The organism is Pseudomonas sp. Eth.TT006 (assembly GCF_054456575.1).
On the sequence record NZ_JBTJEN010000020.1, the window covers coordinates 65318 to 82741 of the forward strand.

The window sequence follows — 17424 nt, forward strand, 5'->3', positions numbered from 1 at the left end:
TACAGCGGTGAATTTGATGAGTGAGAACCCGAGCAAAACCGCCGCGATCGAGGAGATGCGTTTTCGTCTGCTGATCGATGCGGTGGTCGATTATGCGATTTACATGATCGATCCCGACGGCATCATCACCAGTTGGAACTCCGGCGCCAAACGCTTCAAGGGCTACGAAAAGCACGAGATTATCGGCGAGCACTTTTCGCGTTTCTACACCGAGCAGGATCGCGCTGCCGGCTTGCCGCAACGGGCACTGGACACGGCGATCAGCGAAGGGCGCTTCGAAGCCGAAGGCTGGCGGGTACGCAAGGACGGCACACATTTCTGGTGCCACGTGGTGATCGATCCGATCATCGATCCGGACGGCACGCTGCTGGGCTTTGCCAAGATCACCCGCGACCTGACCGACCGCAAGATGGCCGAGGAAACCCTCAGACAAAGCGAGCAGCAGTTCCGTCTGCTGGTGCAGGGCGTCACGGATTATGCGCTGTACATGCTCAGCCCTGACGGGCGGGTGTCCAACTGGAACCAGGGCGCCCAGCGGATCAAGGGTTATCTGCCGGAAGAGATCATCGGCGAGCATTTTTCGATCTTCTATACCGCCGAAGACCGCGAACGTGGCGAGCCACAGCGGGCGCTGGAGATTGCGGCGCGAGAAGGGCGTTTCGAAAACAAGAGCTGGCGGGTGCGCAAAGACGGCAGCCGCTTCTTTGCCCATGTGGTGGTTGATGCGATTCGCGGGGATACCGGGACGCTGCTCGGTTTTGCCAAGATCACCCGTGACGTGACCGAGGCTCATCAGTCGCAGCTGGCGCTGGAAAAAACCCGCGAAGCCTTGTTTCAGGCGCAGAAGATGCAGGCCATCGGCCAGCTCAGCGGCGGTATCGCCCATGACTTCAACAACCTGCTGACGGTGATCCTCGGCAACCTCGAGATCGTGCGCAAGCGCGTGGGCGAGGACCCGAAAATCAATCGCCTGCTGGAAAACGCCACTCAGGGCGCGCTTCGCGGGGTGTCGCTGACCCAGCGCATGCTGGCGTTCGCCCGGCGCCAGGAACTCAAGACCGAGCCGGTCGACCTTGCCCAACTGGTGCAAGGCATCACCGGGCTGCTGCGCAGTTCGCTGGGGCCGGGGATCAGCATCAAGACCAGCCTGCCCGATGGCCTGGAACGGGTGCTGGCCGACACCAACCAACTGGAACTGGCGGTGCTCAATCTGGCAACCAATGCCCGGGACGCCATGCCCGATGGCGGCAGCGTGGAGATCAGTGCACGGGCGGAGGTTGTTCTCGAACAAAACTCCCCGACCCTGACAGCCGGTCGTTATGTTTGCCTGAGCCTGATCGATACGGGGGAGGGCATGGATGAGCAAACCCTGGCCTCGGCCCGGGATCCGTTTTTCACCACCAAAGGTCTGGGCAAGGGGACCGGGCTTGGACTGTCGATGGTCCACGGTTTTATCGAACAACTCGGCGGTCGCTTTATTCTCAAAAGCGCCAAGGGGCAAGGCACGACCGCTGAGTTGTGGTTACCGGTTGCCGTCGACGGTGTGATCAGGCCGGCGGTGGTTCCGACCGTTCAACCGGCGACGGTGCCGCGACTCCGAGTGTTGGTGGTAGATGACGACTCGCTGGTGTTGACCAGCACCACCTTGCTGCTTGAGGACCTTGGTCATCGCGTGCTCAGTGCCACCTCAGGCGCCAGGGCTCTGGAATTGTTCGATCAGGGCGAGCACATTGATCTGATGATCACCGACATGGCCATGCCGAAGATGAGTGGTGCGCAACTGGCGCATGCCGTGCGTTTGCTCAAGCCGGATCTGCCGGTCATTCTGGCCACCGGTTACGCCGAGCGTCTGGAGGGCTTTGCTGCGCAGTTGCCACGTCTGGCCAAGCCGTTCACTCAACTCAATCTGGTGGAAATCATTGCCCAATCAATGAAATGACCGCAGGGTAGATCCGGCTGAACTAGTGCGCACCGGGGTATTTCTAAACACTTTACCTGCCCCGGAGCGCTTATCCCTTGCCTCGCATACTCACCCAACCCACTGCCGAAGAGGTGCTGACCGAACACAACGCGAAAATGTTTGGCTCTCCCAAGGAGCGGCTGGATTTCTACCGCAAGGAGATTCAGTACGAAACCAGTATCCTCGCCAACCGCACCGACGCCTATCTGGCGGCGCAGTCGTTTCTGGTGATCGCCTTCGCCTCGTGCATGTCCAACCTCAACCCGGAGTGGGGCAAGCTGTTCACCCTGGTGGTTCCACCATTTCTGGCACTACTCGGCTTGCTCAGCTCGCTCAATGCCTGGCCGGGGATTCGCGCGGCCTATGACATCATCGATCACTGGCACTACAAGCAAAGCGAGTTGTTGCGCAGCGAACCGATGATGGGCATGGCCTACGACGAATCACCGCTGTTCAGTGAAATGGAGTCGAGTCACAAGGGCTATCGCAAGTCATTGCTGTTTTCGGTACGCACGCCGTGGATTTTCGCCACGTTCTGGATTCTGCTGGGGGCCTACGCAGTGTTTATCCAGGTGACCAATCCCGGAGCCTGAGCGCCGCGCAAAGAAAAGCCCGGACCTTGTGTCCGGGCTTTTTCGTGTTTGGTGCTTATTCGACGGTTTCAAGCTGCCGACGCAGTTCCCGCGAGTGATGCGGCGACATTGGAATCGGTGGGAAGTCTTCGTTGAGGACACACAAATGGTCGATGGCTTCCTCGAACTTCGCATCGGCTTTGCAGCGCAGCGCCCGGTAGCGCTCAAACTGTTCGATATCCAGATTGTCCGCCTCAAGCAGCTCATGAGCGGCGCGATTAAGCGCGTGGGCGTCTTCGAACAGTTGACGATTGCGTTCCAGAGCCAATGCTCTGCAGGCCTTGATTTGTGCGGGAGTCGGGGATTCTTTCATGACCGTGACCTTGTTATCCAAAGATTCCTTTTCATAGGCTGCAAGCCGCAGGGGAATCGAACCTGACGAACCCCTGCGAGTGCATTCAGCGGGGGTTACGCTTGTGACTGCGCGGATCACCAGAGAAGTCCATTTATTTTCAAAAGAAAGTTCGATGGATTGCGCCGAAAGCATCGGCGTGAAAAATCAGTTTTCCCGTTTTTGCCATTGTTCGTAGCGCGCGAGGATCGGTTGGGTACTGATGCCATGCACCAGAATGCTCAGTGCCACCACCGATAGTGTGAGGTCGGTGCACAGTGTCGCGACCGTGGGGCTCAGGCCATGGTTCAAGGCGTAAAACAGATAGAACAGGCTGCCGATCCCGCGTATGCCAAACCAGCCGAGCAAGAACCGCTGAGGCGTATTAAGCAACTTGCCCCAAGGCATCAACGCCACGCATGCCGGGCGTATCACACAAAACAACACGGCGCCCACCAGCAACGCTCGCCAGTCCCAATGCACCACCAGCACCACGCCGAGCAGGGTCACCAGAAACACTTCCATGGCGCGCTCCACCAGGCTGCCGAACGACAGCATGTCGCCCATCATGATCCCGGCGGCGACCTGTCCGCTTTCCAGTTGTTCGGTGTCACCGTGCACCGCGTGTTGCGGCGCGATGTTCTGGTGGCCCACCACCGGCTGCACCAGATGCTCGGCGGGTGGCTGACTGGCGCCGGTGGATTTGACTTCTTCCTGGCGTAAGCCCAGACCAGCGGCGAACACCGAAAGAAAGCCATAACCGCCAATGGCGTCCGCGCCGACATACGCCAGTGCGATCAGGGCCAACGCGAGGTAATCGTTCGGGCTCAGGGTGCTGTCGTCATTGTGGATGCGCAGTGAGAGGGTGACGCGACCGATGCCGCGGCCCATCCAGTAGCCGGTCAGCAGCCCGACGGGCACTGCCCACAGCACACTGCGCAACAGCCAGTCGGTCATGGCGCCGGGCTGCGCGTCGGTCTGTAACAGCAGCAAGCCGAGAATCACGAACGGAAAGGCAATCCCGTCGTTGAGCCCGGCTTCCCCGGACAGACCGAAACGCACACAGTCGTCGTCCCGCGCATCATTGACCTGCACCAGTGCCGCCAGCACCGGGTCGGTCGGCGCAAGGATCGCGCCGATCAGCAACGCCGGCGCCCAATCCAGTTTCAGCGCCCAATGCAGCAACAGGCAGACCCCGGCAATGGTCAGCACCATTACCGGACCTGCCAGGCCGAAGGCGATCCGCCAGTGGCGGTCGCGCAGGGGCAGACGCAATTTCAGTCCGCAGACAAACAACGAAAACAACACCGCGACTTCGGTCAGGTGCTCCATCCATGTCGAGGCGTTTTCCACCGACAATTTCAGCAGATCAAGGCCGCTCGGGCCGATGCAGATCCCCAGCAACAGGCACACCGCCGAGGTGGTGACCGGCATCCAGCGCAAATACGAAGCGGTCAGCGCGAGCGTCAACAACACGGCGCCGAGCACCGCGACCCAGACAACAAAACTCATGAAGAACTACCAGCAGTGAACAGCATATGCATGTGCTTAACCCACCGTCGTGCGCAGGTACTCAGGCGTAAGCACGTTGAACCACAACAGGATCATCGACACCAGAATGGTCACCATCACCAGCAGGCCGACGCCCCAGACACAGGCGGAATACAGCAGACCCTGCTCCTTGCGCTCATGCATGAAGGTAGGCAGGCCGACGAACAGCAGGAAGGTCGAGTACACCGAGGCTGCACCGAGCACCAGAATCGCCAGCCAGCGGCTGGGGTACAGCCCGGCAATGCCAGCGACAAAAAACGGCGTCACGGTATACGCCGCAAAGCCGATGCATTGATTCAGTGTCGGGCGTGCGTCGAACGTGCGTGACATCCAGCGAATGAAGGCACCGATCAACGCCACCCCGGCAACAATCGACACGTACAGCAAAATGCTCAGTTGCAGGGCGCTGGCGATGCTCAACCTTACGGTCTCGCCCGCCGCCAGACTCCAGCCGACGTAGGTGGTCCCGAAAAACAGGCACACTGCGGGAATCAGCGCCAACAGCAGCAGATGCGCGAGGTAATGTCGGGGATGGGCTTCTTCTTCGCGGCGGATATCCGTCCAGGCGAAGTTGGGTTGGGTGAACAGTTTGACGAGCGGGGCGGACATGACGACCTCCTGATCCTGCGGACCGGTTAGGGTGCTTAAAGGTATGGAGAGACGTCATGGCCCCGGGTTCAGTTTTTCTCGCTAACCCTTACAGCATCGGCTTGCCGCCCGTGATGCCATAGCGCTGGCCGGTGATATAGCTGGCTTCGTCCGAGGCCAGCAGCACGTAGATCGGCGCCACTTCCACCGGTTGGCCGGGACGGCCGAGCGGGGTTTCGCTGCCGAAGTTCTGCACTTCTTCATCGGGCATGGTCGAGACGATCAACGGCGTCCAGATCGGCCCGGGCGCCACGCAGTTCACGCGGATTTCCCGTGGGCCGAGCATCTGCGCCAGACCGCCGGTGAAGTTGGCGATTGCACCTTTGGTGGTGGCGTAGGCCAGCAGCGTCGGCTTGGGCGCGTCGGAGTTGACCGAGCTGGTGTTGATGATCGATGCGCCGGGGCGCATGTGTTTGATCGCTGCCTGGCACAGACGGAAAATTGCCGTGATGTTGACGTCGAAGGTCATCAGCCATTCTTCGTCGGGGATTTCTTCGAAGGTTTCGTGGGTCATCTGGAACGCGGCGTTGTTGACCAGCACGTCGATGCGCCCGAAGCGTTCGACGGTCTTGTCCACCAGCGCCTGGCAATGGGCCTTCTCGGCCAGGTCGCCCGGCAGCAGCAGACATTGGCGGCCGGCCTGTTCGACCCAGCGTGCGGTTTCCTCGGCGTCTTCGTGTTCATTCAGATAGGCCACGGCGACGTCCGCGCCTTCACGGGCAAAGGCAATCGCCACCGCGCGGCCAATGCCGCTGTCGGCGCCGGTGATCAGCGCGATCTTGCCAGCCAGCCGGCCGGAGCCGACGTAGCTTTGCTCGCCGCAATCGGGGTACGGCTCCATTTTTCGTTGCGAGCCGGGAACGGCCTGTGCTTGAGGCGGGAAGGGTGGTTTTGGATAGTCAGTCATCACAAATCTCCTGTGGTCTCATGGCGGGTACAGGCGGTTGACCCGGACGGTTTGCCGTGAGTTCGATCGGATTTGCAATGCACTCCGCTGCCGACACCAAACCCCTGTAGGAGCTGCCGCAGGCTGCGATCTTTTGATTTTGCTTTTTAAAAGATCAAGATCAAAAGATCGCAGCCTGCGGCAGCTCCTACAGAAGCGGGGGTGTTTTTAGGTATTGCGGTCGGTCAGGGCGCGCTCCATGCGGGCGATTCCCTCTTCGAGCAGCGAGCGTGGGCAACCGAAGTTCAGGCGCACGAACTGTTGCTGCCGGTCACCGAAATCGACGCCGGCGCTGAGGCCGACTTTGGCCTGTTCAAGGAAGAATTGCTGCGGGTTGTCCAGGTCCAGCGCCGAGCAGTCGAGCCACGCCAGATAGGTGCCTTGCGGCACATTGATGCTTACACCGGGCAAGCGGCTGCGCACGGCGTTCACCAGCCAGTCGCGGTTAGCCTGCAGGTAGGTTTTCAGCTCGGCCAGCCACGGCGCGCCTGCGCTGTAGGCGACGCGAGTGGCTTCCATGCCCAGCGGGTTGACGCTGTCGACCATGCCGCAGCGGGCCTGGTTGACGCGTTCGCGCAGGGCGGCGTCCTGGATGATCATGAACGATGTCTTCAGGCCAGCGATGTTGTAAGCCTTGCTCGCCGACATCAGGGTGATCGTGCGTTTGGCGATCTCCGGGCTGAGGGACGCAGTGGGAATGTGCACGCGCCCGTCGAAGCACAGCTCGGCGTGGATCTCGTCGGAGATGATCCAGGCGTCCTGCGCCGCGCAGATATCGGCCACGGCCTGCAGTTCTTCACGGCCGAAGACCTTGCCGATCGGATTGTGCGGATTGCTCAGGAGCAGCGCGCCGCCACCGCTCAGCGATTCGCGCAGTGCCTGCAGCGGCGTGGCGTAAGTACCGTCAGCTTCGGCGACGAATTCCAGCTCAACCTTGTTCAACCCCCAATGCCCCGGCGCCTGACGCAGCGGCGGGTAATTCGGCACTTGCACCACGACGTTCTGCTGCGGCTGCACCAGTGCTTTCAAGGCCATGTTGAAACCGGATTCGACGCCGGGCAGGAAGATCAGCTCCTGCGGTTTGACCTGCCAGGCGTACTTGTGCCACAGGTCGGCGACGATGGCTTCACGCAGATTGTCCTGGGCCACGCTGTAACCCACCAACGGGTGCAGCAGGCGCTGCTGCAACGCCTCGATGACCACCGGCGGCGCGGCGAAATCCATATCAGCGACCCACATCGGCAACACATCGGCCGGATAGCGGCTCCACTTGGTGCTGCCGGTGTTGTGGCGGTCGAACAGCTGATCAAAATCGAAAGTCATGCGCGGTCTCGGGAAGGCGGGATCTTAATGGCCGCCATTCTAAGCCTTACGCGATCCCTGTGGGAGCGGGCTTGCTCGCGAATGCGTCGGATCAGCCAGCATTGATGTTGGATGACACACCGCTTTCGCGAGCAAGCCCGCTCCCACAAGTTTTGTGTTGTTGGGCGAATGTGCCGACCAACGGCCGACGGTCGGTTTTCACACACGGGATGGACGGTCATTGTCTACAGTGAAAAAACCGGCAGCTTTTCTGCCGTAACCGTGTATGTCCAGAACAAGCCCGGCAGCAGTACCGGGTTCCACCTGATCAGGAGTGCGCGATGGATCTCAGCCGTCGTCAGTTCTTCAAGGTCGCCGGTATCGGCCTTGCAGGCTCTAGCCTGGGCGCGTTGGGCATGGCCCCGACGCCTGCCTTCGCCGAGCAGGTGCGTCACTTCAAGCTTGCCCACACCCATGAAACCCGCAACACCTGCCCGTATTGCTCGGTCGGTTGCGGGTTGATCATGTACAGCCAGGGCGATGCCGCAAAGAACGTCGCACAAAATATCATTCACATCGAGGGCGACGCCGACCACCCGGTCAACCGCGGCACCCTGTGTCCGAAAGGCGCCGGCCTGCTGGACTTCATTCACAGCCCCGGCCGCCTGCAATACCCGCAGGTGCGCAAGCCCGGCAGCAGCGAATGGACCCGGGTCAGCTGGGACGAAGCGCTGGATCGCATCGCCGACCTGATGAAGGCCGACCGCGACGCCAACTTCATAGAGCAGAACGCCAATGGGCAAACGGTGAATCGCTGGCTGACCACCGGGTTCCTCGCGGCGTCGGCGGCGTCCAACGAAGCCGGTTACATCACCCAGAAGGTGATTCGCAGTCTCGGCATGCTGGGGTTCGATAACCAGGCGCGTGTCTGACACGGCCCGACGGTGGCAAGTCTTGCCCCGACGTACGGCCGTGGTGCCATGACCAATACCTGGACCGATATCGCCAACGCGAATCTGATCCTGGTGATGGGCGGCAACGCAGCAGAAGCGCATCCGTGCGGCTTCAAATGGGTGACCGAGGCCAAGGCGCACAACGCTGCGCGGCTGATCGTGGTCGATCCGCGTTTCACCCGGACCGCTTCGGTGGCCGACTATTACGCGCCGATCCGCACCGGTACCGACATCGCCTTCATGGGCGGGCTGATCAATTACCTGCTGACCGAGGACAAGATCCAGCACGAATACGTGCGCAACTACACCGACATGTCGTTCATCGTCAAAGCCGGGTTCAGCTTTGAAGACGGCATCTTCAGTGGCTATGACGCAGCCAAGCGCAGCTACACCGACAAGTCCGGCTGGGGTTACGAGCTGGGTGATGACGGTTTCGCCAAGGTCGACCCGACCCTGCAGGATCCGCGCTGCGTCTATCAATTGATGAAGCAGCATTACAGCCGCTACAGCATCGACCTCGCGAGCCAGATCTGCGGGATGCCGGTCGATGCCATGCAGAAAATCTGGGATGAGATTGCCACCTGCTCGACGCCGGGCAAGACCATGACGATTCTCTATGCCTTGGGCTGGACGCAACACTCGATTGGCGCGCAGATCATTCGCAGTGCGGCGATGGTGCAATTGCTGTTGGGCAACGTCGGCATGCCCGGCGGCGGCGTCAATGCCTTGCGCGGGCACTCGAACATTCAGGGCCTGACCGACCTCGGTTTGCTGTCGAACTCGCTGCCGGGCTATCTGACCCTGGCCGGCGATGCCGAGCAGGACTACAACGCCTTCATCAAAAAACGCACGCAAATGCCGTTGCGTCCGGGGCAGCTGTCCTATTGGCAGAACTACAGCAAGTTCCACGTCAGCCTGATGAAATCGTGGTACGGCGCCAATGCCACGGTCGAGAACAACTGGCTCTACGACCATTTGCCGAAACTCGACATCCCCAACTACGACGTGCTGAAGATGTTCGACCTGATGAGCCAGGGCAAGGTCAACGGCTACCTGTGTCAGGGCTTCAACCCGATTGCCGCGCTGCCGGACAAGAACCGGGTGATGGGCGCGCTGGCCAAGCTCAAATGGCTGGTGGTGATGGATCCGCTGGCCACCGAGACCTCGGAGTTCTGGCACAACGTCGGGCCGTACAACGACGTGAAAAGCGCCGAGATCCAGACCGAAGTCATTCGCCTGCCGACCACCTGTTTTGCCGAGGAGGATGGTTCGCTGGTCAACAGCAGTCGCTGGCTGCAATGGCACTGGAAAGGCGCCGACGGTCCGGGCGAAGCGCAGACCGACATTCGCATCATGAGCGAACTGTTCCTGCGCCTGCGCAAGCGCTATCAGGCCGAGGGCGGCAAATTCCCCGATCCGCTGCTGAAACTGTCGTGGCCGTACAGGATCCCCGACGAGCCTTCGCCGGAGGAACTGGCCAAGGAAATCAACGGCAGCGCCATGGTCGATTTCACCGATGCCAGCGGCGCGGCGGTCAAGGCCGGCTCGCAACTGGCGGCGTTCGCTCAGCTCAAGGACGACGGCAGCACCGCGTCCGGCTGCTGGATTTTCGCCGGCAGCTGGACCGAGGCCGGTAACCAGATGGCCCGGCGCGACAACGCCGATCCGTATGGCATGCACCAGCACCTGGGCTGGGCCTGGGCGTGGCCGGCCAACCGGCGAATCCTCTACAACCGCGCGTCAGCGGACGTTTCGGGCAAGCCGTGGGATGCGAAAAAACGTCTGGTCTGGTGGAACGGCAAGACCTGGGGCGGTACCGACGTGCCGGACTACAAGGCCGATGTGCCGCCGGAAGCCGGGATGAACCCGTTCATCATGAACCCCGAAGGCGTGGCGCGGTTCTTCGCCGTCGACAAGATGAACGAAGGGCCATTCCCCGAGCACTACGAGCCGTTCGAAACCCCGATTGGCATTAACCCGCTGCACCCGAACAACAAGAAAGCCACCAGCAACCCGGCGGCGCGGATCTTCGATTCGGTGTGGGGCAGCCTCGGCGAGGCCAAGGACTTCCCCTACGCCGGCACCAGTTACCGGCTGACCGAGCACTTCCACTTCTGGAGCAAGCACTGCAAGTTGAATGCGATTGCTCAGCCTGAGCAGTTCGTCGAGATCGGCGAAGTGCTGGCGAAAGAGAAGGGCATCGTTGCCGGGGACCGGGTGCGGGTCAGCTGCAAGCGCGGCTTTATCGAAGCGGTCGCGGTGGTGACCAAACGCATCCGGCCGCTGCAGGTCAACGGCCAGGTGGTGCATCAGATCGGCATCCCGCTGCACTGGGGGTTTACCGGCCTGACGCGCCACGGTTACCTGACCAACACCCTGGTGCCGTTCCTCGGCGATGGCAACACCCAGACCCCGGAATCCAAGTCATTCCTGGTCAACGTGGAGAAACTGTAAATGGCCAGCCAAGACATCATTGCCCGCTCGGCCACCACCACGGTGCCGCCCTCGGTGCGCAATCAGCAGGAAGTCGCCAAGCTGATCGACACCACCAAATGTATCGGCTGCAAGGCCTGCCAGGTCGCCTGCTCGGAATGGAACGAGCTGCGCGACGAGGTCGGCCACAACCACGGCACCTACGACAACCCGCAGGACCTCAGCGCCGAAACCTGGACCCTGATGCGCTTCACCGAACACGAGACCGACGCCGGCAATCTCGAGTGGCTGATCCGCAAGGACGGCTGCATGCACTGCGCCGAACCTGGCTGTCTGGCAGCGTGCCCGAGTCCCGGGGCGATCATCAAACACGCCAACGGCATTGTCGATTTCGATCAGGACCACTGCATCGGCTGCGGCTACTGCATCACCGGCTGCCCGTTCAACATTCCACGGATTTCGCAGAAGGATCACAAGGCCTACAAGTGCACCTTGTGTTCGGACCGGGTGGCGGTGGGGCTGGAGCCGGCGTGCGTGAAAACCTGCCCGACCGGCGCCATCGTGTTCGGCAGCAAGGACGACATGAAGGAACACGCCGCCGAACGTATCGTCGATCTGAAAAGCCGTGGCTTCGACAATGCCGGTCTGTACGACCCGGAAGGCGTCGGCGGTACCCATGTGATGTACGTGCTGCACCATGCCGACACGCCGAAAATCTACGCGGGATTGCCAAGTGCGCCGGCCATCAGCCCGTTGGTGGGCCTGTGGAAAGGCATCAGCAAACCGCTGGGCCTGCTGGCGATGGGCGCGGCGGTGCTGGCCGGGTTCTTCCACTATGTGCGCATCGGGCCGAACCGCGTCGAGGAAGATGAACACCCAACGCCGCCGGACACGTCGGTGCAGGTTGTCGATCCGGCGGTGCACACCTTCGATCCACGCGGGGAGCAGCGGCCATGAGCAACAAGACGATCCTGCGTTACACCGCCAACCAGCGCACCAATCACTGGCTGGTGGCGATCCTGTTCTTCATGGCCGGGTTGTCCGGGCTGGCGTTGTTTCATCCGTCGATGTTCTGGTTGACCAATCTGTTCGGCGGCGGGCCGTGGACGCGGATTCTGCACCCGTTCATGGGCGTGTTGATGTTTGTGTTGTTCCTCGGTCTGGTGCTGCGCTTCTGGCGCGCCAACTTCTTTATCGGCAATGACTGGAAGTGGCTGCGCCGCATCGACCGGGTGCTGGTCAACGACGAGCAGACCGTACCGCCGGTGGGCAAATACAACGCCGGGCAGAAGCTGCTGTTCTGGACTTTACTGCTGTGCATGCTCGGGCTGCTGTTCACCGGGCTGGTGATCTGGCGCGCGTATTTCAGCGCGTTTTTCGGCATCAGCGTGATCCGTTGGGCGATGCTCCTGCATGCGCTGGCCGGGTTTGTGCTGATCCTCAGCATCATCATCCACATCTACGCCGGGCTGTGGATCAAAGGCTCGGTGGACGCGATGCTGCATGGTTGGGTCAGCCGCGCCTGGGCAAAAAAACACCACGAACTCTGGTACCGCGACATCACCCGCGACGAAGCGCACCGGGATGTGCCGCCACCACCGATCACGAAAAAGGGCTGAGCTTTGGCAACCATTCTTGAACCTGGGGAAATCGAGGCGGCGGCCAGTTCGCCGCCGTTTCTGCACCTGCCACCGCACACTCTGTTCACCCTGCGCGCCCAGCGTCTGGAGCAACTGGCTCACGGACATCCGCTGGCCGACTATCTGCGGTTGATCGCCGGTTTGTGTCGGGCGCAACAGCAGGTGTTCGACGATCCGCCGCTGAGCGCGCCGTTCGATCAGCAACGGATAGAGGCGTGTCAGCAGCACGGTCTGCCGCCGTTCGCCGCCGACACGCTGGTGCGCGAAGAGGGCTGGCAGGCGTATCTGCAGGCCTTGCTGCAACGCTACGTGGCCCCCGAGCAACCGGCCGTGAAAGAAGCGCTCGCCACCTTGCGCGGCGCCGGTGTCGGACAGTTGCGCGCGTGGGCGGTGGCGCTGGTCAGCGGCCAATACTCGATGGTCCCGGCGGCGCTGGTGCCGTTTCTCGGTGCCGGGCTGCAAGCGGCATGGAGCCACTGGCTGCTCAGCACGCCCAACCTGCGACTGCAACCCGGCGACAGCCTCAGCCAGTGCCCCGGCTGCGGTTCACCGGCAATGGCGGGGGTGATCCGCCATCGCGGCAAACACAACGGCCTGCGTTATCTGGTGTGCTCGCTGTGCGCCTGCGAATGGCATGTGGTGCGGGTCAAGTGCGTGTATTGCGAGTCGAGCAAAGGTCTCGATTACCTGAGCCTCGAAGACGACCGGCACGCGGCCAATCAGGCGCCGATCCGCGCGGAAGTCTGCCCAGGCTGCAACAGTTATCTGAAACTGCTGTACCTGGAAAACGACGCCGACGGCGAAGCGCTGTCGGCAGACCTCACGAGTCTGTTGCTGGACATGCGTCTGGCGCAGGACGGTCATCAGCGGCTGGCGCCGAATCTGTTGCTGGCGCCGGGAGACGAATGAGCAGCGCAGTACATTCGCGGGGATTCACTTTTCAGGATCATCCCTAGACCCTGTGGGAGCGGGCTTGCTCGCGAAGGCGTAGTGTCAGTCGGCGCTTGTTATTCTGACCCAGCGCTTTCGCGAGCAAGCCCGCTCCCACAGGGTGCTTTGTCAGCGGACCTCACGAGTCTGTTGCTGGACATGCGTCTGGCGCAGGACGGTCATCAGCGGCTGGCGCCGAATCTGTTGCTGGCGCCGGGAGACGAATGAACAGCGCAGTACATTCGTGGGGATTCACTTTTCAGGATCATCCCTAGACCCTGTGGGAGCGAGCTTGCTCGCGAAGGCGTAGTGTCAGTCGACGCTTGTTATGCTGACCCAGCGCTTTCGCGAGCAAGCCCGCTCCCACAGGGGATTGGGTTTTCAGTTTGATTAACAGAGTCCTTGAAGATTGAGTCCGGCAGATGCAAGACAACATTCAGTTTTCGATAGCTCTTACTTCAGATTCACCTCAATCCCCTGTGGGAGCGAGCTTGCTCGCGAATGCGGTATGTCATTCAGCATTTCTGCCGCCTGACCCAGCGCTTTCGCGAGCAAGCCCGCTCCCACAGGGTTCTCTAGCGCTGAGGCAGGCCAATGCCGGCAAACACCGGGAGCGTCTACACTCGCCGGACAGTCTGGTTTTTTCGGGAGTGGCTGATGTCCGTAAGTGTGGCCCCGCGTTTACCTTCCATTGATGGCTTGTTGCGGCACCCGGCGTGTTTACCACTGGTCGAGCGTTACGGGCGTGAGTCGTTGCTGGCCGGTTTGCGCCAGCTACTCGATGAGTTGCGCCCCGGGGTTTTGGCCGGACAGTTGTCGGCCATTGAAATCAGCCCCGAAGTGCTCGCCGGGCGGGTGGGCGAGCGTCTGGCGCAACAACAGCGCAGTCAGGTGCGGCGGGTGTTCAACCTGACCGGCACGGTGCTGCACACCAACCTCGGCCGCGCCTTGCTGCCGGACGAAGCGATCGATGCGGTGCAGATGGCCGCGCGTTATCCGCTCAATCTGGAATTCGATCTGGCGACCGGCAAGCGCGGTGATCGCGACGACCTGATCGAATGCCTGATCCGCGAGCTGACCGGCGCCGAAGCCGTCACCGTGGTCAACAACAATGCCGCGGCGGTGCTGCTGACGCTGAACAGCCTCGGCGCGCGCAAGGAAGGCATCATTTCCCGTGGCGAGCTGATCGAGATCGGCGGCGCGTTCCGCATCCCCGACATCATGGCCCGCGCCGGGGTGCGCCTGCACGAAGTCGGCACCACCAACCGCACCCACGCCCGCGACTACGAAGCGGCGATCAGCCCGCGCAGCGGCTTGATCATGCGCGTGCATGCGAGCAATTACAGTATCGAAGGCTTTACCGCGCGGGTGCCGACCGCCGAACTGGCCGATCTCGCGCACCGTCATGGTCTGCCGCTGCTGGAGGATCTGGGCAGCGGCAGTCTGCTCGACTTGACCCGCTGGGGCCTGCCGGCGGAGCCGACGGTGCGCCAGGCGCTGCTCGACGGCGCGGACATCGTCACCTTCAGCGGCGACAAATTGCTCGGCGGCCCGCAGGCCGGGTTGATCGTCGGGCGCAAAGACCTGATCGCGAAGATCAAGAAGAATCCGTTGAAGCGTGCGTTGCGCGTCGACAAGTTGACCCTGGCCGCGCTGGAAGCGGTGCTCGGCCTGTATCGCGACCCGGATCGCCTCGCCGAGCGTCTGCCGAGCCTGCGGTTGTTGACCCGCGCGCAAGCCGACATCTTCGCCCAAGCTCAGCACTTGCAACCCGCGCTGGCTCAAATGTTGGGTGAGGTGTGGCAGGTCAGCGCGGTCGAGGCGCTGGGCATGATCGGCAGCGGCAGCCAGCCGGTCGCGCGTTTGCCGAGTGCAGCGCTGTGTTGTCGCCCGCAGGTGTCGAAGCGTTTGCGCGGGCGTTGTTTGCTGAACCTGGAAGCGGCGCTGCGCGGGCTACCGATTCCGGTGCTCGGGCGGATTGACGACGATGCGCTGTGGCTCGACCTGCGCCAGCTCGACGATGAGCCGGCGTGGCTGGCGCAGTTGCCGCTGTTGCAGGTCGCGTCGTGATCGTCGGCACCGCCGGGCACATCGACCACGGCAAGACTTCGCTGCTGCAGGCCCTGACCGGACAATCCGGCGACCGCCGCCCGCAGGAGCGCGAACGCGGGATGACCATCGACCTCGGTTATCTGTATGCCGAGCTGGAACCTGCCGCCGGGTTGACCGGCTTCATCGATGTGCCTGGCCACGAGAAATTCACCCACAACATGCTCGCCGGGGCGCAGGGCATCGATCTGGTGTTGCTGGTGGTGGCGGCGGATGACGGGGTGATGCCGCAGACTCGCGAGCATCTGGCGATTGTGCAGTTACTGGGCATTCCCCGGGCACTGGTGGCGATCACCAAGTGTGATCGGGCCGAGCCGGGCAGGCTGGAAGAGGTCGAGCGGCAGGTGCTCGATCTGCTGGAAAGCGGGCCGTTTGCCGAGGCGCCGATGCTGATCGTGTCGAGCGTGACCGGGCAGGGCATCGATGAGTTGCGTCAGCGCTTGTTGCAGATTCAGGGCGAAGTGCAGCAGCGCAGTCGCCAAGGCGGATTTCGTCTGGCCATCGACCGCGCCTTCAACGTGGCTGGCGCCGGAATCGTGGTCACCGGGACGGCGTTGTCGGGCACGGTATCGGTCGGCGACAAACTGGCCCTCGGGCCGTCCGGCAAGTCGGTGCGGATACGCGGCCTGCACGCGCAAAATCAAGCGGCGGAACAGGCCTTCGCCGGGCAACGGGTGGCGCTGAATATCAGCGGCGAGCGGCTGACCCTGGAGCAGATCCATCGCGGCCAGTGGCTGTTGGCGGAGTGGCTGCACGCGCCGACGCAACGGGTCGACATTGAGTTTCAGCTGTTGCCCGGTGAGCGCACGTTCGAACACTTTCACCCGGTGCATGTGCACCTCGGCACTCAGGATGTGCTCGCTCGGGTGGCGTTGCTTGAAGGCCCGCGCTTGAGCCCCGGCCAGCGCATGTTCGCGCAACTGTTGCTCAACGCCCCGGTGCACGCGGTGACGGGGGATCGCTTGATCCTGCGCGACGCGAGCGCGCAACGAACCCTCGGCGGCGGTCAGGTGCTGGATCCGTTCGCCCCGGCCCGGCAACGTCGCAGCCCTCAACGATTGGCGCAATTGCACGCTTTGGCGCACAGCGACGGTCTTGAGCAGGTGCTGCCGGTGTTGTTAGAGCACAGCGTCGGCGGCCTCGATCCGCAACGGCTGGAGCGCCAGTTCAATCGTCCGCGTAACGATTGGGCGCTGCCGGCTAACGTTCGCCTGATCGACACCCGCCAAGGCCCGGTGCTGTTCAATTTGCAGCGCTGGGGCCAGTTGAAATTCAACCTGTTGCAGCAACTGGCGAAATTCCATGAGCTGGAACCGGATCAGATGGGGCCGGACCGCGACCGTCTGCGGCGCTTCAGCGGTCTGGCGCTGGAGCGTTCGACCTTTGCCAGTCTGCTCGACGAATTGCGCGACGCTGGAGCGATCAACGCCAGCGGCCCGTGGCTGCATCTGCCGGACCATCAGGTGCGCTTGAATGGCGAAGATGAAAGCTTGTGGCAGCGCCTGCAGCCGCTGTTCGAACAGGCCGGCTTCGATCCGCCGTGGGTGCGCGATGTGGCGAAAGTGCTCGGCGAGGATGACGCCGTGGTGCGCCTGCTGCTGCGCAAACTGGCGCGCCTGGGGCTGATGCATCAGGTGGTGCGCGATCTGTTTCTGAGCGATGGGCAATTGCGGCGCATGGCCGGCGTGCTGCTGCAACTGGCGCAGGAAAATCCGCAGATCCAGGTGACAAGTTTTCGCGATGCGCTAGGCTTGGGACGCAAACGCTGCATTCAGTATCTGGAATACCTCGACCGCCTCGGCCTGACCCGACGCATCGGCGAATCACGCGTGATCCGCCACGACAACGCGCTGGCCAGTGCCGGCGCACCCTGAGTTCAAAGGAAGGCAATCGCGCCCGGTGGCGCGGCCGGGCTTCAAACCCGGTTGGGGACGGCATCCGTTCCCGGGCAGGTTCGACTCCGGCTGCCTTCCGCCAATTTCCCCAACA

At 62.2% G+C, this 17424-nt stretch carries 13 protein-coding genes and 1 tRNA gene; 9 read left to right on the forward strand and 5 right to left on the reverse strand.

The window, feature by feature from the left end:
- Positions 1 to 16: 16 nt before the first annotated feature.
- Complete coding sequence (locus tag ACXR0M_RS24540) at positions 17 to 1939, forward strand: hybrid sensor histidine kinase/response regulator (RefSeq protein WP_458834235.1); 1923 nt, start codon at positions 17 to 19, stop codon at positions 1937 to 1939.
- Positions 1940 to 2016: 77 nt separating this feature from the next.
- Positions 2017 to 2553 (forward strand): hypothetical protein, encoded by a 537-nt coding sequence (locus ACXR0M_RS24545; protein WP_458834236.1) that lies wholly within the window; start codon positions 2017 to 2019, stop codon positions 2551 to 2553.
- 55 nt (positions 2554 to 2608) lie between these two features.
- Here ACXR0M_RS24545 and ACXR0M_RS24550 read toward each other — a convergent pair whose 3' ends face one another.
- From ACXR0M_RS24550 to ACXR0M_RS24570, 5 genes are all read right to left on the reverse strand, one after another.
- Positions 2609 to 3079, reverse strand: a complete 471-nt coding sequence (locus ACXR0M_RS24550; protein WP_458834237.1) for a hypothetical protein — start codon at positions 3077 to 3079, stop codon at positions 2609 to 2611.
- Positions 3080 to 3091: 12 nt separating this feature from the next.
- Positions 3092 to 4435: a cation:proton antiporter gene (locus ACXR0M_RS24555; RefSeq protein WP_458834238.1), complete on the reverse strand. Its 1344-nt coding sequence runs from the start codon at positions 4433 to 4435 to the stop codon at positions 3092 to 3094.
- 36 nt (positions 4436 to 4471) lie between these two features.
- A complete protein-coding gene (locus tag ACXR0M_RS24560; protein ID WP_458834239.1) occupies positions 4472 to 5083 on the reverse strand; it encodes a Yip1 family protein in 612 nt (203 codons plus the stop codon).
- Between the two features lie 88 nt (positions 5084 to 5171).
- On the reverse strand, positions 5172 to 6029 hold the full coding sequence (locus ACXR0M_RS24565) for a glucose 1-dehydrogenase (RefSeq protein ID WP_458834240.1): 858 nt from the start codon (positions 6027 to 6029) through the stop codon (positions 5172 to 5174).
- Between the two features lie 207 nt (positions 6030 to 6236).
- Entirely contained in the window at positions 6237 to 7391 is a 1155-nt protein-coding gene (locus ACXR0M_RS24570; RefSeq protein ID WP_458834241.1) for a MalY/PatB family protein, read from the reverse strand.
- A gap of 320 nt (positions 7392 to 7711) precedes the next feature.
- On the opposite strand from ACXR0M_RS24570, the gene fdnG reads away from it, so the two are divergent.
- From fdnG to ACXR0M_RS24605, 7 genes are all read left to right on the forward strand, one after another.
- Entirely contained in the window at positions 7712 to 10777 is a 3066-nt protein-coding gene (gene fdnG / locus ACXR0M_RS24575) for a formate dehydrogenase-N subunit alpha (RefSeq protein WP_458834242.1), read from the forward strand.
- Entirely contained in the window at positions 10778 to 11713 is a 936-nt protein-coding gene (gene fdxH / locus ACXR0M_RS24580) for a formate dehydrogenase subunit beta (RefSeq protein WP_458834243.1), read from the forward strand. It abuts the gene before it with no gap.
- Positions 11710 to 12375 (forward strand): formate dehydrogenase subunit gamma, encoded by a 666-nt coding sequence (locus ACXR0M_RS24585; RefSeq protein WP_458834244.1) that lies wholly within the window; start codon positions 11710 to 11712, stop codon positions 12373 to 12375. The genes fdxH and ACXR0M_RS24585 overlap by 4 nt, the downstream gene beginning before the upstream one ends.
- Before the next feature lie 3 nt (positions 12376 to 12378).
- Positions 12379 to 13305, forward strand: coding sequence for a formate dehydrogenase accessory protein FdhE (gene fdhE, locus ACXR0M_RS24590; protein WP_458834245.1), 927 nt, complete (start codon positions 12379 to 12381; stop codon positions 13303 to 13305).
- Positions 13306 to 13983: 678 nt separating this feature from the next.
- The gene (gene selA / locus ACXR0M_RS24595; protein ID WP_458834246.1) at positions 13984 to 15396 is read left to right on the forward strand and encodes an L-seryl-tRNA(Sec) selenium transferase; all 1413 of its coding nucleotides are present in this window, start codon (positions 13984 to 13986) and stop codon (positions 15394 to 15396) included.
- On the forward strand, positions 15393 to 17309 hold the full coding sequence (gene selB, locus ACXR0M_RS24600) for a selenocysteine-specific translation elongation factor (RefSeq protein ID WP_458834249.1): 1917 nt from the start codon (positions 15393 to 15395) through the stop codon (positions 17307 to 17309). The genes selA and selB overlap by 4 nt, the downstream gene beginning before the upstream one ends.
- A 7-nt stretch (positions 17310 to 17316) precedes the next feature.
- Positions 17317 to 17412 (forward strand) — tRNA-Sec (locus ACXR0M_RS24605).
- The last annotated feature ends 12 nt before the right edge of the window (positions 17413 to 17424 follow it).

What these genes read in the sequence shown, in the direction of transcription:
- ACXR0M_RS24540 (WP_458834235.1), top strand. Translation starts at nt 17, where the DNA reads ATGAGTGAGAACCCGAGCAAAACCGCCGCGATCGAGGAGATGCGTTTT.
- ACXR0M_RS24550 (WP_458834237.1), bottom strand. Translation starts at nt 3,079, where the DNA reads ATGCTTTCGGCGCAATCCATCGAACTTTCTTTTGAAAATAAATGGACT.
- ACXR0M_RS24555 (WP_458834238.1), bottom strand. Translation starts at nt 4,435, where the DNA reads ATGAGTTTTGTTGTCTGGGTCGCGGTGCTCGGCGCCGTGTTGTTGACG.
- ACXR0M_RS24560 (WP_458834239.1), bottom strand. Translation starts at nt 5,083, where the DNA reads ATGTCCGCCCCGCTCGTCAAACTGTTCACCCAACCCAACTTCGCCTGG.
- ACXR0M_RS24565 (WP_458834240.1), bottom strand. Translation starts at nt 6,029, where the DNA reads ATGACTGACTATCCAAAACCACCCTTCCCGCCTCAAGCACAGGCCGTT.
- ACXR0M_RS24570 (WP_458834241.1), bottom strand. Translation starts at nt 7,391, where the DNA reads ATGACTTTCGATTTTGATCAGCTGTTCGACCGCCACAACACCGGCAGC.
- fdxH (WP_458834243.1), top strand. Translation starts at nt 10,778, where the DNA reads ATGGCCAGCCAAGACATCATTGCCCGCTCGGCCACCACCACGGTGCCG.
- ACXR0M_RS24585 (WP_458834244.1), top strand. Translation starts at nt 11,710, where the DNA reads ATGAGCAACAAGACGATCCTGCGTTACACCGCCAACCAGCGCACCAAT.
- selA (WP_458834246.1), top strand. Translation starts at nt 13,984, where the DNA reads ATGTCCGTAAGTGTGGCCCCGCGTTTACCTTCCATTGATGGCTTGTTG.